Origin of the sequence: Burkholderia sp. BCC0419 (assembly GCF_902830285.1) — a bacterium.
Taxonomy (GTDB): domain Bacteria; phylum Pseudomonadota; class Gammaproteobacteria; order Burkholderiales; family Burkholderiaceae; genus Burkholderia.
Genome location: NZ_CADESR010000001.1, coordinates 286071 through 309482 on the forward strand (window position 1 = coordinate 286071; position 23412 = coordinate 309482).

21 protein-coding genes are annotated in these 23412 nt (G+C 69.6%); 11 read left to right on the forward strand and 10 right to left on the reverse strand.

The window, feature by feature from the left end; all coding sequences use genetic code 11:
* Position 1 precedes the first annotated feature (1 nt).
* Entirely contained in the window at positions 2-916 is a 915-nt protein-coding gene (locus HWW87_RS01290; protein ID WP_174388907.1) for an NAD(P)/FAD-dependent oxidoreductase, read from the reverse strand.
* Positions 917-1056: 140 nt separating this feature from the next.
* Between HWW87_RS01290 and HWW87_RS01295 the strand changes: the two genes are divergently transcribed.
* From HWW87_RS01295 to HWW87_RS01310, 4 genes are all read left to right on the forward strand, one after another.
* Positions 1057-1497, forward strand: coding sequence for an Rrf2 family transcriptional regulator (locus HWW87_RS01295; protein ID WP_174388908.1), 441 nt, complete (start codon positions 1057-1059; stop codon positions 1495-1497).
* 260 nt (positions 1498-1757) lie between these two features.
* Positions 1758-2342, forward strand: a complete 585-nt coding sequence (locus HWW87_RS01300; RefSeq protein WP_175818934.1) for a DUF2760 domain-containing protein — start codon at positions 1758-1760, stop codon at positions 2340-2342.
* Positions 2339-4180: an Hsp70 family protein gene (locus tag HWW87_RS01305; protein ID WP_174388910.1), complete on the forward strand. Its 1842-nt coding sequence runs from the start codon at positions 2339-2341 to the stop codon at positions 4178-4180. The genes HWW87_RS01300 and HWW87_RS01305 overlap by 4 nt, the downstream gene beginning before the upstream one ends.
* 5 nt (positions 4181-4185) lie before the next feature.
* Positions 4186-6936 (forward strand): Hsp70 family protein, encoded by a 2751-nt coding sequence (locus HWW87_RS01310; protein WP_175818935.1) that lies wholly within the window; start codon positions 4186-4188, stop codon positions 6934-6936.
* Positions 6937-7069: 133 nt separating this feature from the next.
* Here HWW87_RS01310 and HWW87_RS01315 read toward each other — a convergent pair whose 3' ends face one another.
* Together HWW87_RS01315 and HWW87_RS01320 are read right to left on the reverse strand one after the other, a co-directional pair.
* A complete protein-coding gene (locus HWW87_RS01315) occupies positions 7070-8071 on the reverse strand; it encodes an arginine deiminase-related protein (RefSeq protein WP_175818936.1) in 1002 nt (333 codons plus the stop codon).
* Between the two features lie 58 nt (positions 8072-8129).
* Positions 8130-9209: an ornithine cyclodeaminase gene (locus tag HWW87_RS01320; protein ID WP_175818937.1), complete on the reverse strand. Its 1080-nt coding sequence runs from the start codon at positions 9207-9209 to the stop codon at positions 8130-8132.
* A 295-nt stretch (positions 9210-9504) separates the two neighbouring features.
* Here HWW87_RS01320 and HWW87_RS01325 point away from each other — a divergent pair, with 295 nt between their 5' ends.
* A complete protein-coding gene (locus HWW87_RS01325) occupies positions 9505-9936 on the forward strand; it encodes an Lrp/AsnC family transcriptional regulator (RefSeq protein ID WP_059237585.1) in 432 nt (143 codons plus the stop codon).
* A gap of 35 nt (positions 9937-9971) precedes the next feature.
* Here the strand turns inward: HWW87_RS01325 and HWW87_RS01330 are convergent, their stop codons facing one another.
* Genes HWW87_RS01330 through HWW87_RS01350 form a run of 5 tightly spaced genes read right to left on the reverse strand, consistent with a single transcriptional unit; the run spans position 9972 to position 13837 of the window.
* Entirely contained in the window at positions 9972-10565 is a 594-nt protein-coding gene (locus HWW87_RS01330) for a peroxidase-related enzyme (protein WP_175818938.1), read from the reverse strand.
* Positions 10562-11092: a hypothetical protein gene (locus tag HWW87_RS01335; protein WP_175818939.1), complete on the reverse strand. Its 531-nt coding sequence runs from the start codon at positions 11090-11092 to the stop codon at positions 10562-10564. The genes HWW87_RS01330 and HWW87_RS01335 overlap by 4 nt, the downstream gene beginning before the upstream one ends.
* A complete protein-coding gene (locus HWW87_RS01340; protein ID WP_175818940.1) occupies positions 11089-12549 on the reverse strand; it encodes an NAD(P)/FAD-dependent oxidoreductase in 1461 nt (486 codons plus the stop codon). Before HWW87_RS01340 ends, HWW87_RS01335 begins: the two co-directional genes overlap by 4 nt.
* Complete coding sequence (locus HWW87_RS01345; RefSeq protein WP_175818941.1) at positions 12546-13559, reverse strand: LysR family transcriptional regulator; 1014 nt, start codon at positions 13557-13559, stop codon at positions 12546-12548. Before HWW87_RS01345 ends, HWW87_RS01340 begins: the two co-directional genes overlap by 4 nt.
* 53 nt (positions 13560-13612) lie before the next feature.
* Complete coding sequence (locus HWW87_RS01350) at positions 13613-13837, reverse strand: hypothetical protein (protein WP_175818942.1); 225 nt, start codon at positions 13835-13837, stop codon at positions 13613-13615.
* A gap of 76 nt (positions 13838-13913) precedes the next feature.
* On the opposite strand from HWW87_RS01350, the gene HWW87_RS01355 reads away from it, so the two are divergent.
* From HWW87_RS01355 to HWW87_RS01370, 4 genes are read left to right on the forward strand one after another with little or no spacing between them, the layout of a single operon-like run.
* Positions 13914-15107, forward strand: a complete 1194-nt coding sequence (locus HWW87_RS01355) for an ABC transporter substrate-binding protein (RefSeq protein ID WP_175818943.1) — start codon at positions 13914-13916, stop codon at positions 15105-15107.
* A gap of 39 nt (positions 15108-15146) precedes the next feature.
* A complete protein-coding gene (locus tag HWW87_RS01360) occupies positions 15147-16958 on the forward strand; it encodes an ABC transporter permease (RefSeq protein ID WP_175820649.1) in 1812 nt (603 codons plus the stop codon).
* A gap of 11 nt (positions 16959-16969) precedes the next feature.
* Entirely contained in the window at positions 16970-17827 is an 858-nt protein-coding gene (locus HWW87_RS01365; protein WP_175818944.1) for an ABC transporter ATP-binding protein, read from the forward strand.
* Complete coding sequence (locus HWW87_RS01370; RefSeq protein ID WP_175818945.1) at positions 17824-18588, forward strand: ABC transporter ATP-binding protein; 765 nt, start codon at positions 17824-17826, stop codon at positions 18586-18588. Before HWW87_RS01365 ends, HWW87_RS01370 begins: the two co-directional genes overlap by 4 nt.
* A gap of 20 nt (positions 18589-18608) precedes the next feature.
* Here HWW87_RS01370 and HWW87_RS01375 read toward each other — a convergent pair whose 3' ends face one another.
* Both HWW87_RS01375 and HWW87_RS01380 read right to left on the reverse strand, forming a co-directional pair.
* Positions 18609-20030, reverse strand: coding sequence for a sensor histidine kinase (locus HWW87_RS01375; protein WP_175818946.1), 1422 nt, complete (start codon positions 20028-20030; stop codon positions 18609-18611).
* Positions 20017-20682 (reverse strand): response regulator transcription factor, encoded by a 666-nt coding sequence (locus HWW87_RS01380; RefSeq protein ID WP_174429308.1) that lies wholly within the window; start codon positions 20680-20682, stop codon positions 20017-20019. The genes HWW87_RS01375 and HWW87_RS01380 overlap by 14 nt, the downstream gene beginning before the upstream one ends.
* Positions 20683-20919: 237 nt before the next feature.
* Here HWW87_RS01380 and HWW87_RS01385 point away from each other — a divergent pair, with 237 nt between their 5' ends.
* Together HWW87_RS01385 and HWW87_RS01390 are read left to right on the forward strand one after the other, a co-directional pair.
* Positions 20920-21945, forward strand: a complete 1026-nt coding sequence (locus HWW87_RS01385) for an ABC transporter substrate-binding protein (protein ID WP_175818947.1) — start codon at positions 20920-20922, stop codon at positions 21943-21945.
* A 101-nt stretch (positions 21946-22046) separates the two neighbouring features.
* On the forward strand, positions 22047-23357 hold the full coding sequence (locus HWW87_RS01390; protein WP_175818948.1) for an MFS transporter: 1311 nt from the start codon (positions 22047-22049) through the stop codon (positions 23355-23357).
* The last annotated feature ends 55 nt before the right edge of the window (positions 23358-23412 follow it).

The following is a 23412-nucleotide window of genomic DNA, read 5'->3' on the forward strand; positions in this document are numbered from 1 at the left end:
GTTACGCGTGCAGCCCCCAGATCAGCGACCGGTGCGCGGCGACCCCGGCCATCACGCCGGACGCCGATGCGAGCGTTGCGTTGCTCATCGGCGTCGACGCGTCCCCTGCTGCGAATACGCCGGCGATGCTCGCCTGCTTCAACGCATCGACGCGAACGACAGGGCCGAGCGGCCCTTCGTCGAACGCGCAGCCGAGCTGCTGCGCGAGGTCGCTCGCCATGCCGGTGCGCGCGCCGATGAACAACGCGTCGATCGGCACGACCTGACCGTCGGCGAGCCGCAGCGCGTCGATCCGCGGCGCATCGCCGAGGATCTCGACGACCGGCGAGCGCTCGATACGCACGCCGCGCGCCGCGAGCAACGCGGCTTCTTCCTCGTTCGCGTCGACCACGCCCTGCGTGAACCACGTCGTCGGGCCCCAGTCCGGAATCAGGATCGCCTGATGGACCGACAGCGGATGCGTGGCGAGCACGCCGAGCCGCTGGCCGCTGACCTCGTACCCGTGGCAGTACGGACAATGCAGCACGCTGATGCCCCAGCGTTCGGCGAGCCCCGGCAGCGCGGGCAGTTCGTCGCGGATGCCGGTCGCGAGAATCAGCCGGTCGGCGCTCGCGCGGCTGCCGTCGGCCAGCGTCACGTGAAAGCGCCCGTCCGCGTCGCGCTCGGCGGTGCGCGCCTCGCCGTCGATGCGCCGCACGGTCGGATACGCGGCGAGCTGCGCGCTCGCTTCGGCGACGATCTGCGCGGGCGGCTTGCCGTCCTGCCCGAAGAAGCCATGCGCATGTTCGGCAAAGCGGTTGCGCGGCCGGCCGGCGTCGATCACGAGCACGCGGCGGCGTGCCCGCGCCAGTTGCATCGCGGCCGACAGCCCCGCGAAGCTGCCGCCGATCACGATCACTTCATGATGGGAATGCATGCCTCAACTCCTTTCTGAACCTGCGTGAATGATCCACGTGCTCCGCTGGCGGCCAACTCATGAAACACGAGAAGTTGCATGATAAGGCGATGGTATCATTCATGCAACTTCAGAAGTTTCGAGAGAGGGGAGCACTGCCCGTGAGAACCGACAGCCGTTTGTCGCGCATGCTGCATGCGCTGATCCACATGGACCAGGCCGACGGCCCGCTGACGTCGGAGACGATCGCGACGATGCTGGCCACGAATCCGGTCGTCGTGCGGCGCCTGCTCGGCGGCTTGCGCGATTGCGGCTACGTGCAGTCGGAGAAGGGGCATGGCGGCGGCTGGGTGCTGAGCGTCGCGCTCGACGACATCACGCTGCTCGACGTCTATCGCGCAGTGGGCGAGCCGCCGCTGTTTTCCGATCTGGTGCCCGAGGACGAGCCCGAATGCCTGGTCGAACAGGCCGTCAACGCGCATCTGTCGGCGACGCTGAAGGAGGCCGAAGCGTCGCTGCTGGCACGCTTCGGCGAAGTCACGCTCGGCATGCTGTCGCGCGATTTCGAAGCGAAGGCTGCGCTGCGGGGTTACACGCGCTGACGCGGCACAGCATCACGATCGATCGCGCCTGACGTGCAATCCGGCACGATCCGGCGCGGCCGAAACCGTCGCGCCGCCATGTTCTGTCCCCCAACTTCTGCCCGGTTTGCCCGCCACAGGGCAAAATACGGGTTTTCCGCACCCGCGAGGGCGCGTTCGAATCACGCGCCGGGCGGCGCCAGTGCGCATGCCGCACGCTGCCGCCGGGCGCCCAGGCAAGATCGCTCGCCACGCTGCGAGCCCACAGGAGTCCAGACCCCATGCCCGAATCCAACCTGTCCTTCTTCGGCCGGCTGTCGCTGGCCGTCGGCACGTTCTTCTCCGTGCTCGGCAATCGCGAGTTCGCCGCCGGCGTGCTGCGCGTGCGCGACGGCGCCCCGGCCCCGGTCGCGCCGACCCCGGCACCGGCTGCCGCGCCCGTCGCACCCGCGCCGGTGAAGGCGCCGGCGCCCGAGCTGCGCGAAGCGAGCCCGCAGGCCGCACTGCAACTGCTCGGCCTGCTGCAACGCGACGCACGCTTCATCGATTTCGTCGAGGAAGACATCGCCGGCTACGCGGACGCCGACATCGGCGCGGCCGCGCGCCTCGTGCACGACGGCTGCCGCGCCGCGCTGCGCGAACACTTCACGATCGTGCCGGTGCGCGACGAAGCCGAAGGCAGCCGCGTGACGCTGCCGGCCGGCTTCGACGCGACGGCCGTGCGCGTGACCGGCAACGTGGTCGGCTCGGCGCCGTTCACGGGCACCGTCAGCCATCGCGGCTGGCGCGTGGCCGACGTGCGCCTGCCGAAGCTGACGGGCAGCCACGACGCCTCGGTGGTCGCACCGGCGGAGGTGGAACTGTGAGCGATCCGCGCTATTCGATCGGTATCGACCTCGGGACGACCCATTGCGCGCTGTCGTATGTCGACAGCAGCACGAGCGACGGCGAAAAGATCGTGCAGCAGGTGCTGCCGATCGCGCAGCTCACTGCGCCCGGCGCGCTGGAATCGCGCGACCTGCTGCCGTCGTTCCTCTACCTGCCGCATGAAAGCGAGCTGACGCAGGGCGACCTGACGCTGCCGTGGACAGACGCGCGCGGCTTCGCGGTCGGCGAGATGGCGCGCACGCGCGGCGCCGGCACGCCGATCCGCCTGGTGTCGAGCGCGAAGAGCTGGCTGTGCCACCCGGGCGTCGACCGCCGTGCGGCGATCCTGCCGAGCGATGCGCCGCCGGAAGTGGCGCGCGTGTCGCCGCTGGAAAGCTCGATCCGCTACCTGACGCACCTGCGCGAAGCGTGGGACCACGCGCATCCCGACGCGCCGTTCGTCGACCAGGACGTGACGGTCACGATCCCCGCGTCGTTCGATCCGGCCGCGCGCGAACTGACGGCGGAAGCCGCGCGTGCCGCCGGCTACACGCGGATGACGCTGCTGGAAGAGCCGCAGGCCGCGCTGTACAGCTGGATCCAGAAGAGCGAAGGCGGCTGGCGCAAGCAGGTGCAGGTCGGCGACCTGATCCTGTGCGTCGACGTCGGCGGCGGCACGACCGACCTGTCGCTGATCGCGGTGGTCGAGCGCGACGGCAATCTCGAACTGCATCGCGTGGCCGTCGGCGAGCACATCCTGCTCGGCGGCGACAACATGGACCTCGCGCTCGCGCACGTGGTCGCGCGCAAGCTCGCGCAGCAGGGCACGCAGGCCGATCCGTGGCAACTGCGCGCGCTCACCTACGCGTGCCGGTCGGCGAAGGAAACGCTGCTGTCCGACCCGACGACCGACGCGGTGCCGCTCGTCGTGCCGAGCCGCGGCTCGAAGCTGATCGGCGGTTCGATCCGCACCGAGCTGACGCGCGCGGAACTCACGCAGACGATCCTCGAAGGCTTCTTCCCGCAAGTCGATGCCGCCGCGCGCCCGGTGAGCCGCGCACGTGTCGGCCTGACGCAGCTTGGCCTGCCGTATGCGCAGGATGCCGGCATCACGCGCCATCTCGCGGCGTTCCTCGGCCGCCAGGTCGCGGCGCTCGACACGCTCGACGGCGTGCAGCGCACGCTGCCGCAGGGCGCGACGTTCCTGCATCCGACCGCCGTGCTGTTCAACGGCGGCGTGTTCAAGTCGACGCTGCTCACGCAGCGCGTGCTCGACACGCTCAACAGCTGGCTCGCCGCCGAAGGCGCGCCGCCCGCCCGCCTGCTCGAAGGCGCCGATCTCGATCTCGCGGTCGCGCGCGGCGCGGCGTATTACGGCTACGTGAAGCGCGGCCGTGGCGTGCGCATTCGCGGCGGCACGGCGCGTGCGTACTACGTCGCGATCGAATCGGCGATGCCCGCGGTGCCGGGGCTGGAGCCGCCGGTGCAGGCGCTGTGCGTCGCGCCGTTCGGGATGGAGGAAGGGTCGGACGCGGCGCTGCCGCCGCAGGAGTTCGGCCTCGTCGTCGGCGAGCCGGTGCAGTTCCGCTTCTTCGGTTCGTCGGTGCGCCGCCAGGACCAGGTCGGCACGCTGCTCGACTACTGGTCGCCGGAAGAGCTGCAGGAACTGGAAGAAATCCAGGCCACGCTGCCCGCCGAAGGGCGTACGGTCGGCGAGGTCGTGCCGGTGAAGCTGCATGCGCGCGTGACCGAAGCCGGCACGCTCGAGCTCGAGGCGATCCCGAGCGGCACGAACGAGCGCTGGAAGGTCGAGTTCGACGTGCGCGGTGCCGCCTGAGCGCGATGAAGCGTTATACGGTCGGCATCGACCTCGGCACCAGCAACACGGTCGTCGCATACGTCGAGGCCGGCTCCGACGCGATCCGCGTGTTCGACGTCGAGCAACTGGTCGGCCCCGGCGCGGTGGCCGCGCAGCCGCTGTTGCCGTCGGTGCGCTATCACCCGGCGGCGGGCGAACTGCCGCCGGACGCGCTGCGGCTGCCGTGGGCGACCGATGCGAAAGCGCCCGCGCACGCGGCCGGTGCGCCGCCGGCCGTGATCGGCCGCTACGCGCGCACGCTCGGCGCGCAGGTGCCGGGCCGGCTCGTGTCGAGCGCGAAGAGCTGGCTGTCGCACGCGTCGGTCGACCGGCTCGCGGCGATCCTGCCGTGGGGCGCGGCCGACGGCGTCGACAAGGTGTCGCCGGTCGATGCGAGCGCGAGCTATCTCGCGCATGTGCGCGACGCGTGGGACGCGCGCTTTCCCGATGCGCTGCTCGCGAAACAGGATGTGATCCTGACGGTGCCCGCGTCGTTCGACGACGGCGCACGCGCGTTGACGGTCGAGGCCGCGCGACGCGCGAAGCTGCCGGCGCTGCGATTGCTGGAGGAGCCGCAAGCCGCGTTCTACGACTGGCTGTACGGCCAGCGCGACACGTTGCGCGACACGTTCGCCGCGGCGCGGCGCGTGCTGATCTGCGACGTCGGCGGCGGCACGACCGACCTCACGCTCGTCGACGTCGCGCCGGGCGACGACGGCGAGCCGACCTTTACGCGCGTCGGCGTCGGCAACCACCTGATGCTCGGCGGCGACAACATGGACCTCGCGCTCGCGCGGCTGGTCGAGTCGCGGCTGACCGAGCCCGGTACGCGGCTGTCGGCCGCGAGCCTGTCGCAACTCGTCGAGCGCTGTCGCGCGGCGAAGGAGCGGCTGCTCGGCGACGACGCGCCGGCGTCCGTCACCGTCACGCTGCTCGGCGCGGGCAGCAAGCTCGTCGGCGGCGCGCGCTCGGCCGAGCTGACACGGCAGGAAGTCGAGCAGATCGTCGTCGACGGGTTCTTTCCGCAGGTCGATGCCGGCGAATTGCCGCGCCGTGCGCGCGCGGCGATCGTCGAGTTCGGCTTGCCGTATGCGAGCGACGCGGCCGTCACGCGCCACGTCGCCGCGTTCCTGAAGCGTCATGCGGAAGGCCCGCTGCCGGACACGCTGCTGCTCAACGGCGGCGTGTTCCGCGCGGGCGCGCTCGCCGGCCGTCTCGCGCAGACGCTCGGCGCGTGGCGCGGCGCACCGCTCGACGTGCTGCACAACGCGCATCCCGATGTGGCCGTCGCGCGCGGCGCGGTGGCCTACGGGCTCGCGCGCGCCGGGCATGCACCGCGCATCGGCGGCGGCTCCGCGCGCAGTTATTTCCTCGTGCTCGACGATGGCGCCGATGACGCAGCCGCACGCGGCGTCTGCCTGCTGCCGCGCGGCTCGGAAGAGGGCCATGAGATCCGGCTCGACGATCGCACGTTCGCGCTGCAGCTCGGGCAGCCGGTGCGTTTCCACCTCGTATCGACGGTGGCCGACACGAAGTATCAGCCCGGCGATCTCGTCGATCTCGACGGCGGCGATTTCGTGCGGCTGCCGCCGATCGCGACGGTCGTCGATGCGAAGGCGGGCGGCGACGCACGCGAAACGCCGGTGAAGCTCACCGCGTCGCTGACCGAAGTCGGCACGCTCGAAATGCATTGCATCGCGACCGACGACGCGGCGCGCCGCTGGCGGCTCGAATTCCAGTTGCGCGGCGATGCGCCGGTTCACGGCGACGATGCCGCGCCTACGCGGCATCCGCGGCTCGACCAGGCGATCGAGCTGATCGAGCGTTCGTTCGGCAGCAAGGCCGCGGGCGTCGCGCCGAAGGACACGCGCCGGTTGCGCGCGCAACTCGAACAGGTGCTCGGCGCGCGCGAAGACTGGGACGTCGCGCTCGCGCGCGAACTGTTCGACGCGTTGCTCGCACGGGCGCGGCGGCGCCGCCGCTCGGCCGATCACGAGCGCGCGTGGCTGAATCTCGCCGGGTATTGCCTGCGTCCGGGTTTCGGCCATCCGCTCGACGCGTGGCGTATCGAGCAGCTGTGGCCGCTGTTCGACGACGGCATTCAATACGTGACCGACGCGCAGGTGTGGTCCGAGTGGTGGACGCTGTGGCGGCGCGTGGCCGGCGGCCTCGACGACGCTGCGCAGACGCAGGTGCGCGACGCGATCGCGTTCCTCGAACCGTCCGACGACAAGCGGCGCAAGCTGCCGTTCGATCCGGCCAAGGTCGGGCCGGCCGACATGACACGGCTGTCCGCGTCGCTTGAACGGTTGCCCGTCGAGCGCAAGGTCGAGCTGGCCGAGCGCCTGATCGTGCAACTGCAGAAGCCGGCCGAACGCGCGTTGTGTGCGTGGGCGCTCGGGCGGATCGGCGCGCGTCGGCCGTTCTACGGCAGCGCGCACAGCGTCGTGCCGGCGGAAATCGTCAACGGCTGGCTCGATGCGTTGTTCGCGCTCGACTGGAAGCAGGTCGAGCCGGCTGCGTTCGCGGCTGCGCAGATTGCGCGGATGACGGGTGACCGCTCACGCGATCTGCCGGACGATACGCGCGAGGCCGTCATCAAGCGCCTGTCGGCCACGAATGCATCGACGGCGTGGATCGACATGGTCCGTGAAGCGATTGCGTTCGACGAAGCCGATACGGTGCGCGTGTTCGGCGAAACGCTACCGGCCGGGTTGAAGCTGCTGGCGGGGTGAGCGGCGCGGTGCGCTCCGGTATCGTTCGGATGCCGGAGCATTCCGCGGCGTTGCCGATTCAATACCCTTCGAACACGAGAACGGCTGCCGGTGCATTGCATCGGCAGCCGTTTGCGCTTTGCCAGCCTGCCGGTCAGATCTGCGGCGTCGTTTCGCGTGGCGATGCGGCCGATTCCACGGCGATCGCATCCGGCGCGGTTGCCCGCCGCGCGAGATGAATCCCCGCGAGCATGCAGCGCACCGATCCGCCGGCTAGTTCGATCGTCGGCACGTCGAGCGGCAGCAGCCGCGCGGAGCGCTCGATCACGGTGCGCTGGTCGCGCGTGAGGCAGTCGAACGCCCGCCGCGACAGCGCGAGCACGCGACCCTCCTTCCCCGACAATTCCAGCGTATTCCCCGCGAAATTCGCGATTTGAGACGGATCGAGCGCGATCACCGCGCGCCCGGTTTCGGTCAGCCGTTGCGCGATGTCGCCGCGGCGGCGGCTATCGGCGATCAGGTCGAGGCCGACCATCGCGAACTCGGTGGCCACGCTCATCATCACGTTCGTGTGATAGATCGGCTTGCCGTTCGCGTCGGCCGTGTCGAAGCAGATCGGCTCGAAGTTGAAGTGCGTGCAGAAGCGTTCGAGCGCGACCGGATCGGCACGGCGCGAGCGCGCGGTGTACGCGATCCGCGCGACGTGGTCGAGCACCATCGCGCCGGTGCCTTCCAGGAACACGTCGTCGTATTCGAGGCCCGAGTAATCGATCACGTCCTGCACGCGATACTCGGCCTTCAGCATCTCGATCACATCGGGCCGCCGCTCGCGGCGGCGGTTCGGGCTGTGCATCGGATACAGCGCGACATGGCCGCCCGGGTGCGTCGAGAACCAGTTGTTCGGGAACACGGAGTCGGGCGTGTCGCGCTCGCCGCGGTCGTCGAACACGTGCACGCGCACGCCCGCATCGGCGAGCGTTTGCGCGGCGGCCGTGACTTCGTTGCGCGCGGTGGCCGACACCGACCGCGTGTCGTTTGCGCCGCTGCCGGCCGTGCGCTGGAACGCGTTGTCGGCCGCGGTCTGCGGGTTCGGCAGGAAGCGGTGCGGCCGGATCATCACGACGGCGGACGGCGCCTGGATCGATACGAGATTCATGAAGGCGAGAGCGAAGGGCAGGGAAACGGGCGGCGCACGGGCCGCCCGCGCATGACGGTCAGCGCGCGAACGCGGCGACGGCTTCGGTCACGAACGCTGCGTGACCCTGCGCGATCGCGGCCGGATCGTCGATCAGCGCGAACAGGTTCTTCGGATCGACGGCCGGCGGAATCAGCGCGATCTCGACGCCCGCGTTGTGCTGCTGCGCGAGTGCGTACAGGTAGCGCAGCGCCGAGTAATCCTCGAGCGCGAAGCCGACCGAGTCGAACACCGTGACTTCGTCCGCGCGTTCGCGGCCGGTCGTCTCGCGTTGCAGCACGCGCCACAGTTCGGTCACGGGGAAGTCGGCCGGCATCTGCTGGATCTCGCCCTCGATGCGCGACTGCGGCTCGAATTCGACGAATACACGGCCCGCGTTCAGCACGCCCGCGTCGAGTTCGGTCTTGCCCGGGCAATCGCCGCCGACGGCGTTCAGATGCATGCCGGGCTCGATCATGTCGGCCGTGACGATCGTCGCGTACGCCTTGTCGGCGGTGACGGTCGTCACGATGTCGGCGCCGCGCACGGCGTCGGCCGTCGACGCGGCGCGCACGACGCGCAAGCCGGGGTACGCGGCGAGGTTCCGCACGAGCTTGTCGGTCGCGCGCGGATCGACGTCGAACACGCGGATTTCGTCGATGCCGAGCAGCGTGTGGAACGCGATCGCCTGGAATTCGCTTTGCGCGCCGTTGCCGATCAGCGCCATCGTGCGCGAATCGGGCCGCGCGAGCGCCTGCGCGGCGAGGACCGACGTCGCGGCCGTGCGCAGCGCGGTGGTGAGCGTGAGTTCGGCGAGCAGCAACGGGTAGCCGGTATCGACTTCGGCGAGCGCGCCGAACGCCATTACCGTATGCATCCCGCGCGCCGCATTGACGGGGTGGCCGTTCACGTACTTGAACGCGAACAATGACGCGTTCGCGACGGGCATCAGCTCGATCACGCCGTCGCGCGAGTGGCACGCGACGCGCGGCGACTTGTCGAAATCGGCCCAGTGCAGGTAGTCGGCGCGCAGCGTGTCGACGAGTTCGCGCAGGAACGTCGTGACGCCGGTTTGGGCGATCAGGCGGGCGGTGGCGGGAACGTCGAGGAAGCGAGTCATCGGTCTGTCTCCATATTCAGTGCCGGTACGGGTGTCCGGGCGTTCTGGTCGACCGGGCGGGGCTTCGGCGCGAATCCGGGCTTCCTGAAAAAGCAGCGGCGCGGCGGGTCGGCCGATCGATGGATTCATTATTTCCGTGAGTCGAGCCAACAAAAAGACGGCAAAAGTGGCAGATTTATCGATAGACTGAGCAAATTGCCAGCCCATTCCGGCAGTTTGAGTAGTTTGCTCTGGCCGGAATGCGCAGCCTCCGGCACGCTGGCGGCCGGTTCACGCTCAACAGGAAGGCCCGTTCATGATCACGCTCGACGACGTCGACCGTCAGCTCATCGCGCTGCTGCGCGACAACGCGCGACTGCCTGTCGTCGCCTTGGCGAAGGCATTGCGCGTGGCGCGCGCAACCGTGCAGAACCGGCTGACGCGGCTCGAGAAAAACGGCGTGATCGTCGGCTATACGGTGCGGCTCAAGCCGGCCGCCGAACGGCACCGGATCCGCGCGCTGATGTCGATCGCGGTGCAGGGCAATCGCGGCGCGGAGGTGGTGAAGGTGCTGCGCGGGCATCCGAACGTCGCGTCGATCCACAGCACGAACGGGCGCTGGGATCTCGTCGCCGAGTTGCATGCCGATTCGCTCGAACACTTCGATCGCGTGCTCGGCGCGATCCGCTTGATCGACGGGATCGCCAATACCGAGACGAGCATCTTGTTGTCGACGCACAAGGCGTGACGCGGGCCGGGCCCGCGCCGCGTCCTTCCGCGCGCTCAGGCGCTGGCCGTCGGCGCAGGGAACACCGGCTCACCGAGCGTCAGCATCAACCGGTTCGCCCACGCGAAGATCGCGACGGCGTGCGACAGGTCGAGCATCTCCTCATGCGTCAGCCCTTCGGCTTCGAGCGCGGCGATGTCGTTTTCGTCGATCGCGTCGGGCCGTTCGGTCAACGCGATCGCATAGCGGACGATCGCGCGTTCGCGCGCCGTGGTGCCGGCCGTCGCCGGATCATCGAACACCTGTTCGATCGCATCGGTGCGTTTCGCGAGCTGCGCGAAGCGCTGCGCATGCACCGACGCGCAATACACGCAGCCGTTCACGCGCGATACCGCCGTGCTCGCCAGTTCGCGATCGGCGCGCGACAGCCCGCCGGGGCCGTACATGATTGCGTTGAACACGCCCGAGCGCTGCCGCAGGATCTCGGGAAGGTGGACGAGCAGCAGGTAATAGTCGGACGTTTTCGCTTGCGGGTGGCTCGCTTCGAGCACCGCGAGCTGATCGGGCGTCGCCGCATCGAGCGCTACCGTGTCGAGCCACGCGCGCCAGCCGAGCGTGTCGAATGTGAAGCCGTGAGCGGCAGTCGTCATGCGGCCTCCTTGGCGGCGCGTGCCTGAAGTGCCCGTGCGGCCGCGGCGACGCGCAACTGATACGCGACGAACGCGACGAGCTGCGACAGCGCGACGATCGCGGGCGTCGTCAGCCCGGCCGATTTCAACGTGTCGAGATCGGATGCGCGCGCATCGGCCGGCGCGTGCGTCAGGCGCTTCGCGTGCAACAGGATCGCGCCGAGGCGGCGCGGCAGTGCGTCGAACGCGTCGGCATCTGCGTGCTCGATGTCGGCGAGCGTGCCGCCTGCGTCGAGCAATCGCGTGCGATAGATGTCGGCCAGCGCGTGCGCATTCGACTGCCGCGCAACATAGCGTGCCGCATGCAGCCGCTCGATCAGCGAAAGATCGGGCAACGCGGGACCGAACAGCGCGGCTTCGCTCAGTTGCGTATGCAACAGTACCTTGTCGCGTGCGCGGCGCAGCGCGGCGACGGTGTCGCCTTCCCGCAGGCCCGCTGCCGCATCGATCGTATCCGGCACGGCGGCCGGCGTGATGGAGTCAGTCATCGTTTCGGTTTTCCTTGGTCGTCAAAGTGATCGATGGCGTCGGCGTCGCGCCATTCGTCGCCTTGCAGTTCGGCATTCGCGTACGCGACGAGCGCGTCGTAGTGGCGGTCGCGATCGGCATCGAACAGCCGGCTCGCAATGCCGCGCGCCAGCCGCTTCGCGCCTGCGCTGATGGCCGGGATGTCGCCGGACAGCTTGCCGTGGCTCAGGCTCGCCGCATGGTTGAAGCAATGGATGCGCGTGACGGCCGGGCAGGCGTCGCGCTCGCGTTCCTGGAATGCGAACGCGGGGCCGAGGTCGGGCGACTCGGCAAGCTCGTCGAGCCACAGCGCCGGTTCAGGCCGATACCGATCCTTCCAGCGCCGCACGTGCGCGCCGAACGACGCGAATTCCTCGCGCGTCGTCCAGTCCGAATGAAAGCCCGTCGCGAAGATCAGGACGTCGACCGTGTAGCGTCCGCGCGGCGTCGTCACGTCGAGGCCATCCGCATGGTCGGCGAGCGTCTCGATCGGGCTGCCCGCATGGAAATGCGCATGGTCGTGGTGCGATACGCGCAGCACGCTGTCGCGCGGCGGCGGCGTCTGCGACGTCAGCGCGTAGTGCATGAAGCGCCACTTCGTCGCGTCGTCGAGATCGGCGTAGCCGTGCACGAGGCCCGGGCTGCCGATGCCGGTCAGCTTGTTGATGCGCGGAATGTCCGCGCGGCGAAAAAACAGGTCGACGCGTGCGGCGCCCGCTTCGAGCGCGGTGCCCGCGTTGTCGAACGCGGATGCGCCCGCGCCGACCACGCCGACACGCTTGCCCGCGAGCGCGGCGAAATCGATCGGCTCGGACGAATGGGCCCAGCGCGTGCGCGGCGCGCGCTGCGCGACGGGCGGCACGTACGGGCCGCCGAGCCCGTCGCGGCCGGTCGCGAGCACGACGTGCCGCGCGAGCAGCGTCTGCGCTTCGCCGTTGCCGCGCACGTCGAGCGCGAGCAGCCCGTCGTCGCGCGGGCGCAGCGCGACGAGCGTCGTGTCGTTGCGCACCTGCAGGTCGAGCACGCGCCGATACCAGCGCAGGTAGTCCATCCATTGCGGGCGCGGAATCTTGTACAGCGCGTCCCATGCGTCGCGGCCGTATTGCGCTTCGAACCACGCGCGGAACGTCAGCGCGGGCAGGCCGAGCGCGGGGCCCGCGAGCTGCTTAGGCGAACGCAGCGTCTCCATCCGCGCGAACGTGACCCACGGACCTTCGTAGCCGGCCGGCGCGCGGTCGATTACGCACTGGTTGTCGATGCCGAGCAGGCGCAGTTCGGCGGACGCCGCGAGCCCGGCCATGCCGCCGCCGACGATCGCGACATCGAGCACGCGCGCGCCGCCTACTTCGCGCGGCGGCACCCATGACGGCGCTGGCAGGTCGAGCCAGCGCAGATCTTGCGCGAGCCGTGCTTCGAGTGCGTCGAGCTGGGTCGTCATGCGGCCTCCGGGCGCGCACGGCTGGCACGGGTCGGGCGAGGCGGGCGCGCCGCGCGGTCGGGGCGCAGCCGGTCGCCGCGCAGCAGCGCGTCGTGCGCAGCGGCGTCGTGAAAGATCACGTCGTCGAGCAGCGCGCGCGTCGTGCGATGCAGCGCGTCGAGCAGCGCATCGACGGGCGCCGTGCGCGCCTTGCCGGCCGGCGTCGCGACGCCGAACGCGAACGGGATGTCGACGTCGAGCGCTCGCGCGACGACGCCGTCCACCGGCAGCGCGACGCCCGTGGCCGGATCGACGATGCCGATCCCGATGCCCGCGCGCGCGGCCATCACCGCATTCAGCGATGCATTGGTTTCGATGAACACGCGCGCATCGACCCGCGCGGCCGCGAACGCCGCGTCGATCCGCTGGCGCAGCCGGTGCCGGTTCGCGACCGTCACGATGCGGCGCCGCGCGAGGTCGTGCAGCGCGATACGCGGCTTTGCCGCAAGCGGATCGTCGGCAGGCAGCACGGCGACGCACGGCGTCTGCGCGATCCAGTGCACGTCGAGCCCGGCATGCGCCATCGGCAGCGTGACGACGCCGACATCGGCCGTGCCGGCCAGCACCTCGTGCACGACGTGCTCGGCCGATTCGCTGCGCAACTGGTAGTGCGGCGCATGCGTGTCGTCGGGCAGCGCGGCGAGCGCGGCCGGCACGAGCGTGGCCGCGAGCGACGGCGTGGCCGCGATGCGCACCGGTTCGGCGGTTTCGTCGCCGAGCGCGCGGGCCCGCGCCTCGATCGCGCGCAGGCCGACCAGCGAGCGCTCGACTTCCTCGTACAGCAGGAACGCGCGCCGCGTCGGCGTGACGCGCGGGCCATGCCGGTCGAACAGCGCGTAGCCGAGATCGGCTTCGAGTTCCTGGATCTGCCGCGTGACGGCAGGCTGCGAGCGGCCGAGCAGTTCGCCCGCGCCGGTCACGCTGCCGGCCGACATGACCGCGGAAAAGGCTTCGAGTTGATGCAGCTCCATGACGCGTTCCGATGATGCGATTTGCGCATTGTAGAAGTGCGAGCATGCGCAATTCATATAATGATTTTTGCTATCGACAGCGCGGAAACTGCGAAGCGCGCGATCGTCGCGGCGGCCCGTTGGGCGCGCATGCGCGCCGGTTGCGCGCGGTCACAAGAACGAAACGCCAATCGAATCAACGCGATGCGATGCGTGCCGGCACGTCGCTCGATGCAGGGCGTATGGATGACGTTCGCGAACGTCATCCGCTTCGCGCCGCGTGCGATATCGATATGCACAAAACTTCGTTGGATCGTCCGGAGCCGGATGGTTACATGCCTTCACTCTTTTCGACTGACTGAAGCTGGGGGACGCATGAACGTTTCGGGGAACGACGCGCGCGGCGCATGGCGGCGCGTGCTGGGCACGGTGGCGGCGCTCGCTGCCGCATGGGGCTTGTCGACGGGCGGCGCGCTCGCGGCCGGCGTGTCGGGCGAACCGGTGGTGATCGGCGTGAGCGGGCCGCTCACCGGCCAGGACGCGCAATACGGCGAGCAGTGGAAGCGCGGTTTCGATCTCGCGCTCGACGAGATCAACGGCAGCGGCGGCATTCACGGCCGGCCGCTCGCGATCGACTTCCAGGACAGCCGCAGCGACCCGCGCCAGGCAGTGGCGATCGCGCAGAAATTCGTCGCCGATCCGCGCATCGCGATCGAGCTCGGCGATTTCTCGAGCGCGACGTCGATGGCCGCGTCGCCGATCTACCAGCGCGGCCAACTGATCCAGTTCGGCTTCACGAATTCGCATCCGGATTTCACGAAGGGCGGCGACTACCTGTGGAGCACCGCGCTGAGCCAGGCCGAGGAGCAGCCGCTGCTCGCGCGCTATGCGGTGAAGGAACTCGGCTTCAAGCGCATCGCGGTGCTGTACCTGAATACCGACTGGGGCCGCACCAGCAAGGACATCTTCGCGAAGGCGGTGACGGGGCTCGGCGCGCAGGTCGTCGCGGCCGAAGGCTACCAGCCGGCGGAGAAGGATTTCCGCTCGACGCTCGTGCGGATCGGCGCATCGAAGCCCGATTCGATCGTGCTGATTTCGTACTACGCGGACGGCGCGCAGATCGTGCGTCAGGCGTGCACGTCGGGCGTCGCGCTGCCGATCGCGGCGGTGGGCTCCGTGTACTCGCCGAAGTTTCTCGAGCTGGGCGGCACGGCCGTCGAAGGCGTCTATACGGAATCGAACTTCTTCCCGGCCGAACCGCGCCCCGAGGTGCAGGCGTTCGTGCAGCGCTATCGCGCGAAATTCCACGCCGATCCCGATTCGTTCGTCGCGCGCGCGTACGATGCGCTGATCCTGTCGGCGGAAGTGCTGCGCCGCTACGGCACGACGCGCCAGGCCGCGCACGACGGTTTCGCGAAGGTCAGCGACGTGCCGAGCGTGATCTTCGGCAAGGTGCGCTTCGATCCGCAGACGCGCCGCGTCGCGGGCGCACGCACCGTCTATCTGGTCGTGAAGCAGGGGCAGTGGGCGCTGTGGGACGGCGCGAAGCCGCAGCTCGCCGCGCGCTGAATCTGACATGAACCGCATGCAAGTGACGGACGCATCGTGATGGCTTCCTGGCTCGACTACACGCTCAACGGCCTCATCGTCGGCAACATCTACGCGCTGCTCGCGGTCGGGCTCGCGCTGATCTTCGGCGTGTCGCACCTGATCAACTTCGCGCACGGCTCGGTGTACATGGTCGGCGCCTTCATCGGCTGGCTGTGCCTGACGCGCTTCGGGCTGCCGCTGCCGGTCGCGCTCGCGGCGGTCGTCGTCGGCTGCGGCGCGCTCGGCATCGCGATCGAGCGGATCGGGCTGCGGCCGCTGCGCCATGCCGCGCGCATCGCGCCGCTGCTCGCGACGATCGGCATCAGCTTCATCCTCGACCAGCTCGCGCAGCTCGCGTTCGGCGCGGACCCGCGCGCGGTGCCGACGCCGCTGCCCGACTGGCACCTGCGGATCGCCGGCGCGACGCTCGGCTCGCTCGACCTGCTGATCGCGGGCATCGGCATCGCGGCGGCCGCGCTGCTGTACGGCTTCCTGCGCTTCACGCGGCTCGGCTGGGCCGTGCGCGCGACCGCGCAGGATCGCGACGCGGCGCTGCAGATGGGTGTCGACGTCGACCGCGTGAACCAGACCGTGTTCGCGATCGCGTGCGCGCTCGGCGGCGTGAGTGGCCTGCTGGTCGGCATGTACTACAACAGCATCGATCCGGCGATGGGCTTCCAGGCGACGCTGAAGGGCGTCGTCGCGCTGCTGATCGGCGGGCTCGGCAACGTGCCGGGCGCGATCGCGGGCAGCCTGCTGCTCGGTCTCGTCGAAAGCTACGGCGTCGCGCTGTTCGGCACCAGCTATCGCGATCTGTTCGCGTTCGGACTGCTGATCGTGTTCCTCGTGTGGCGGCCGAACGGCTTGTTCAGCGCGAACCGTGCGCTGCCGCCCGAGCCGATGACGGGCACTTTCCTCGCCGCCGCGAAAGCCGTGCGCGTACCGCGCCCGGTGCTCGTCGTGCTGATCGCGGCGGCGGCCGTGCTGCCGTGGCTCGGCGCATCGCCCTACGTGTTGCAGACGCTGACCAACGCATGGCTGTACGGATTGCTCGCGCTGAGCCTCACGCTCGTCGCGGGCACGGTCGGGCAGATCTCGCTCGGCCATGCCGCGCTGCTCGTGATCGGCGCGTATGCGTCGGCGCTGCTGTCGTCGGATCTCGGCTGGTCGCCGGCCGTGACGATTCCGTGCGCGGGTGCGATCACCGCCGTGCTCGGCACGCTGCTCGTCTATCCGGCGTTCCGGTTGCGCGGGCATTACGTGTCGATCGCGACGCTCGGCATCGGTGAAGTGGTGGGCCTCGTGATCCTGAACTGGGACGGCTTGACGCGCGGCCCGCTCGGCATCACCGGCATCGCGCCGTTGCCGTGGGCGACGACCGCGCGCGCCGCGTACTGGTTCACGTTCGCGGTACTCGTCGTGTTTGCGCTCGTGCAGGTGCGGCTGCTGCGTTCGCATCTGGGCCGCACGCTGCGCGCGGTGCGCGAGGACGACGTCGCCGCGCGTGCGCACGGCGTCGCGCCGAACCGCTACAAGGCGATCGCGTTCGCGGTCGGTGGCGTCGCGGCGGGCGTGAGCGGCGGCATCGCCGCGCATCTGTACAGCTACATCAATCACCAGACCTTCGATTCGCAGGTGTCGATCCTCGCGCTGACGATGGTGATCCTCGGCGGGCTCGGCAACGTGCTCGGCGGCATCGTCGGCGCGATCGCGCTGATCGGGCTGCCCGAGCTGTTCCGCTGGGCGGCCGATTACCGGATGCTGATCTACGGCCTCGTGCTGCTGCTGCTCGTCCGGTTCCGGCCGCAGGGCCTGCTCGGCACGGTGTGAGGAGGAATGCGATGACGACCACTCGACCCCTGCTCGACGTGCAGGGCCTGACGCGCCGCTTCGACGGCGTGACCGCGCTCGACTCCGCCAGCCTGACGCTGGCGGACGGCGAACTGCTGAGCGTGATCGGCCCGAACGGCGCGGGCAAGTCGACGCTGTTCAACCTGATCGCGGGCGCCGACCGGCCCGATGCCGGCCGCGTGACGTTCGACGGCCGCGACATCACCGGCTCCGCGCCCGAACGGCTCGCGGCGCTCGGCATCGCGCGCACGTTCCAGCACGGCCGCGTGTTCGGCAACCTGAGCGTGCTCGACAATGTGCTGATCGGCGCGCATGCGCGGCTGCGCGCGGCACGGCCCGGCTGGCCTGCGCTCGGTGCGGCCGCCGAAGTGCTGCGTGCGCTCGTGCGGCCCGCGTCGGTGCGGCGCGAGGAAGCCGCGTTGCGCGAAGAGGCGCGCACGATCGTCGCGGGGTTCGGCGAACGGCTCACGCCGCGCATCGATCACCCGGCGCACAGCCTGTCGTATGCGAACCGCCGGCGCGTGGAGATCGGCCGCGCGCTCGCGCTGCATCCGCGCCTGCTGCTGCTCGACGAGCCGACGGCCGGGATGAACGAGACCGAGACCGCCGAGATGCTGCAACTGATCCAGTCGCTGAAGGCGCGCGGCCTGACGATCCTGCTGATCGAGCACAAGCTCGAACTCGTGATGCGCGTGTCCGACCGCGTGATGGTGCTCGACAACGGCGTGAAGATCGCCGAAGGCGCGCCGCGCGACGTGCGGCACGATCCGCGCGTGATCGAAGCCTATCTCGGCCGCCGCCACGCGGGCGGCACGCCGGCCGACCGCGCCGCGCAGGCGGCCGCATGACCCCGCAATCTTCCGGACCCGCCACGACGATGACCGACGCGCTGCTGAAACTCGAACACCTCGACACGTTCTACGGGCCGGTGCAGGTGCATTTCGACGTGAACTTCGAAGTCGGCCGCGGGCAGATCGTCAGCCTGCTCGGCGGCAACGCGAGCGGCAAGTCGACGACGATGAAGCTGATTCTGGGGCTGATGCGGCCGAAGCGTGGTGTCGTGCGTTTCGATGGCGACGACGTGACGGCGCTCGCGACGCCGCAGCGCGTGCGGCGCGGGATCGCGGCCGTGCCCGAGGCGCGGCGGCTGTTCGGCGACATGAGCGTGCGCGAGAACCTGCTGATGGGCGCGTACACGCGCGGCGATCGTGCGGCGGTGACCGAAGACTACGAACGCGTGCTCGACCTGTTTCCGCGCGTACGCGAGCGGCTCGCGCAGCGCGCGGGCACGCTGTCGGGCGGCGAGCAGCAGATGCTCGCGATGGCGCGTGCGCTGATGGCGCGGCCGAAACTGATCTGCATGGACGAGCCGACGATGGGGCTGTCGCCGCTGTACGTCGACAAGGTGCTCGAACTGATCGATGCGATCAACCGGCAGGGCGTGACGGTGTTCATGGTCGAGCAGAACGCGAGCCTCGCGCTGGAGATCGCGCACTACGGATACGTGCTGCAGACGGGGCGTGTCGTGCTGGAAGGGCCGGCGAAGGCGCTGCTCGACGACGAGCGCGTACGCGATGCGTATCTCGGTGGGGAGGCGGTGGCGGTGTAGGCGGCGCCACGGGACTTCATTCATGCGTGATCCGCGTGCGTCGTCACCGCACGCGGAAACGTCAACATCACCGCGAACCCGCCCGCATCGGGAAACGCGAACCCGACGCGTCCGCCGTGCGCCTTCATCACTTCCTGCACGATCGCGAGCCCGAGCCCCGACCCCGTGCGCCGCTCGCTGCCGTCCGGCGCGATCCGCACGAACGGCTGCAAGGCCGCGTCCCAATGCTCGCGCGGCATCCCGCGGCCGTTGTCGGTGACGGTCAGCGTCACCGCTTGATCCGCGTTGCCGGTGGTCGCGACCGACACGACGATGTCGTCCGCATGGCCGTGCAGCAGCGCGTTGTGCAGTACGTTCGACAACGCTTCCTGAAGACTGATCGCATCGCCGTCGATCCATGCCTGCGGCGCATCGCTCGCGAACGCGACGGCCACGTCGCGCTCGCCGGCGAGCGGAATCGTGCGGCCCAGGACCTCTTTCGCGAGCGCGACGAGTTCGACCGGTTGCAGCGGCACGGCCTCGGTGCGATGAATCACCATCGCATGATTGAGCAGCTGGCCGGTGAGCCGGCCGACGTCCGCGCTGGTCGCGCGCAGCGCATCGAGCCGCGCCGCGTGACGCGCGGGGTCGGATTCGCCGTCGAGCAGCTCGATCTGCGCATCGAGCCGCGCGAGCGGCGTGCGCATCTGGTGCGCGGCGTCGGCGATGAAGCGCTGCATCGCGTTGATCCGCTCGGCGAGGCGGTGCATCAAGCCATTGATCGACCCGATGATCGCGTCGATCTCGCTCGGCGTATCGACGGCCACCGGCCGCAGGTCGGCCGGGTCGCGCGCTGCGATGATCGTGCCGATCTGCGCGAGCGGGCGCAGGCCGCGCCGGATCGCGAGGCCGCTTGCGCCGATCGCGAGCACGCTCATCAGCAGGATCAGCGTCCACACCTTGATGCTCATGTCGTTCGTCAGCTGCTGACGCGCATTGGTTGTCTGCGCAACCGTCACGAGCGCCCAGCCCGGCGTGCTTTCCTCGGGCATGTAGCGTGCGATGGTCGCGGTGCGGATCCGGTGCCCCTGGTAGACGGCATTCGCGAACGCGGGGCCCTGCTTCGCGGCGGCGAGCGTCGCGGGGCTCGCGAGATCGTTGTAGCCGGCCACGACCACGCCGCGCGAATCGACCACCTTGTAGTAGACGAGGTCGTAGCGCGACAGCGTCGACAGCGCGGCGACCGGCGGATTCAGCGCGAGCACGCCGCCTTGCACGTAGAGGTTTTCCGCGACCTGGATCGAGGCGCCCGCCAGCAACTGGTCGTATGCGCGTTCGGCCGCGACGCCCGCGTAGTAGCGCGCGATCGCTGCAAGCGCGAGCGCGCCGGTCGCGACGACGAGCGCGATGAACAGCAGCGTGCGCCCGAACAGCGTCTTCGGGAACCAGTCAATGCGCGGCAATCTGATACCCCATCCCGCGTGCGGTGCGGATCTCGACCGAGCTGCCCTGCAGCTTCCGGCGCACGCGCGTCACGTATTGCTCGACCGCATTCGCGGTCGGCTCGTTGCCGAAGCTGAACAACTGGTTCAGCAGTTCTTCCTTCGAGAAGATGCGCTGCGGGCGGCTCGCGAGGATTTCGAGCAGCGCGAATTCCTGGCGCGACAGCGACAGCGGCTGGCCGTCGAGTTCCGCGAGGCGGCTGCTGCGGTCGATCACGAGGCCGCCGAGCGTCAGCACGTCGTTCGCGTGGCCGCTGTTGCGGCGCAGGAGCGCCTGCACGCGCGCGTCGAGTTCGCGATAGTCGAACGGCTTCACGAGGTAGTCGTCGGCGCCGAGGCCGAGGCCGCTCACGCGGTCGTCGATCGCCGAACGCGCGGTGACGAGCAGCACCGGCGTCGTGCTGCCCGACGCGCGCAGGTTGCGCAATACCGTGAAGCCGTCCATGCCGGGCAGGTTCACATCGAGCACGACGAGATCGAAGCGCTCGACGCGCAGCAGCCCGTTCGCGGTCGCGCCGTCGGTTTCGAGATCGACGGCGTGGCCGAGCCGGGCGAGGCGGCTGCGGATCGCCGCGCCGATTTCGGCATCGTCCTCCACGACGAGAATGCGCATGGTGCCGTTTGCAGGTAGGTGGATTAGGGGTTTTCCCGGGGCCGGGATGTCAGCATTTTCTCAGACTCGGTCGATAACCTGTGTCGAGCCGGAAGCAGTACGCAAGGACGGCATTAATACCAGAAATATTCAAGGAGACGGCAACATGCAGCATGTCACGGGCACGACGAACGCGCGTCGCGGCGCCACGCCGGCCTGCGCGTGGCCGCTGGCCGTCCGCCGCACGGCGGCGCGCGCATGACGACGTCGCCACGCCGCCGCGCACTGATCGCCGCCGGGCTCGGCGTGCTGGGCGTACTCGGGGCGCCGGCGCTGGTGCGCGCGAAGCCGCGCACGGTGCGGATCTCGAAAGGCTATGGCGTGCTGTACCTGCCGCTGCTCGTGATGGAGAAGCAGCGGCTGTTCGAGCGGCATGCGGCGCGCCACGGCGTGCGCGACGTCGCGGTCGAATGGGTGCTGCTCGACGGCGGCAATTCCGTCAACGACGCGATGATGGCCGGCACGCTCGATTTCGCGGGCGCCGGCGCGCCGGGTTTCATCGAACTGTGGGCGCGGGCGCGCGGCATTCCGAATGTCGAGGTGATCGGCATCAGCGGGCTGTCGACCACGTCGCTGTCGCTGAACGCGAACCGGCCGGGCCTCGTGTCGCTGCGCGACTTCACGCCGTCCGACCGGATCGCGGTGCCGGGCATCCGCACGTCGCTGTCGGCGGTCGTGCTGCAGATGGTCGCGAGCCGGCAGCTCGGCGCCAGGCATTTCGCGCAGCTCGATTCGATCACCGTGAACCTGCCGCATCCGCAGGCGATGCAGGCGCTGATCCGCCGCGAGAACGGCGTGACCGCGCACTTCACGTCGCCGCCGTTCTCGACGCTCGAATTGCGGCAGCCGGGCATCCATCGCGTGGTGAGCTCGGTCGACGTGCTCGGCCCGATGACGCTCGACGTCGTGTTCGCGCCGAAGCGGCTCGTCGATGCGGAGCCTGCGCTCGCCGCGGCGTTTCTCGGTGCGCTCGACGAAGCGAACCGCCTGATCGCGCAGGACCCGCGCGCGGCCGCCGCGCTCTACGCGGCGTCATCGGGTGTCGCCGTGTCGCACGACGACGTGATGCGGATGCTCGCCGCGCCCGACACGCGCTTCTCGGTGCTGCCGAACCAGCTGATGGACTACGTCGAATTCCTGTATCTCGCCGGCACGATCAAGGCGAAGCCGCGCGCGTGGCACGAGATGTTCGCGCCGATGCTCGACGATTACCGCTCGGGTTGAGCCACGCGGGCCGCGATGCGATTCCATTCATCGAACCACCTGACGCCGGCGCGTTCGTCACGCGCGGCGCCGTTTCAACCGATTCACGCAAGGAGCCTGAAGTGAACGCTACCGACACCCTGGACCCCGCGTCCGCCGAAGAACAGCGCATCATGTCGAAGATGGCGCGGCGCCTGCTGCCCATCCTCGTCGTGATGTTCCTGATCGCGTTCATCGACCGGCAGAACGTCGGTTTCGCGAAACTGCAGATGGTGCACAGCCTCGGGATGACGGAAGCCGCGTTCGGGCTCGCGTCGTCGCTGTTCTTCATCGGCTACCTGCTGTTCGAGGTGCCGAGCACGCTCGCGCTGCATCGTTACGGCGCCCGCGTATGGCTCGCGCGGATCATGCTGACGTGGGGGCTCATCACGGTGCTGATGGGCTTCACGACGTCGATGCCCGCGTTCTGCTCGCTGCGCTTCCTGCTCGGCATCGCCGAGGCCGGCTTCTATCCGGGCGTGATCTATTACCTGACGCTGTGGTTTCCGCAGAGCTACCGCGCGAAGGTGCTCGGCATCTTCACGCTCGGCAGCGCGCTCGCGAACATGCTCGGCTCGCTGGTCGGCGGCGTGCTGCTGAGCCTGAACGGCGTGTGGGGCCTCGCGGGCTGGCAGTGGGTGTTCATTGCAACGGGCATCCCGGCCGTGATCGTCGCGATCGTCGTGTTTCGCGTGCTGCCCGCGTCGTTCCGCGAAGCGCGGTTCCTCGACGAGCGCGAGAAGCAGATCGTCGCGGCCGCGCTGGAGCGCGAGAAACCCGCGCAGGCCGAGCACGGCCAGCCGTGGAAGGCGCTGCTCGATCCGCGCGTGATGCTGTTCGCGGCGACCTACATGCTGATGTCGACGTCGCTGTACGGCGTCACGTACTGGCTGCCGACGCTCGTGAAATCGTTCGGCGTGTCGAGCAGCACGAACGGGTTCCTGAGCATGCTGCCGTGGGCGCTCGCGGTGGTGCTGCTGGTGTGGCTGCCGTCGAAGCTGCGTCGCGCGAAGAGCATCCTGCGCACGATCGCGATCGTCGCGGCGCTCGGCGCGCTCGGTTTCCTGCTGAGCCTCGTGCTGCCGTCGACGCCGCTGCGCTTCATCGCGCTCGTGCTCGGCGGCGCGTGCATCCCACTGCTGTATCCGTGCTTCTGGTCGATGCCGCCGCGTTACTTCACCGGCGCGCGGGCGGCCGCGAGCGTCGCGGCGATCAACTCGATCGGCAACCTCGGCGGCTTCTTCAGCCAGAACCTGATGCCGTTCGCGGGTAAGGTGACGGGCAGCGCGTTCGGGCCGATGATCGTGCCGATCGTGTGCCTCGCGCTGCTCGGCGTCGGCGCGCTGGTCGCGTGGACGCGGTCGGAGCGGGGGATGGTGGCGGCGCGGGCGTGAGGGGGCGCGGCGTTACCGCCGCGTCGCCCGGTTTCCGATGATCCAGAAACTGCGC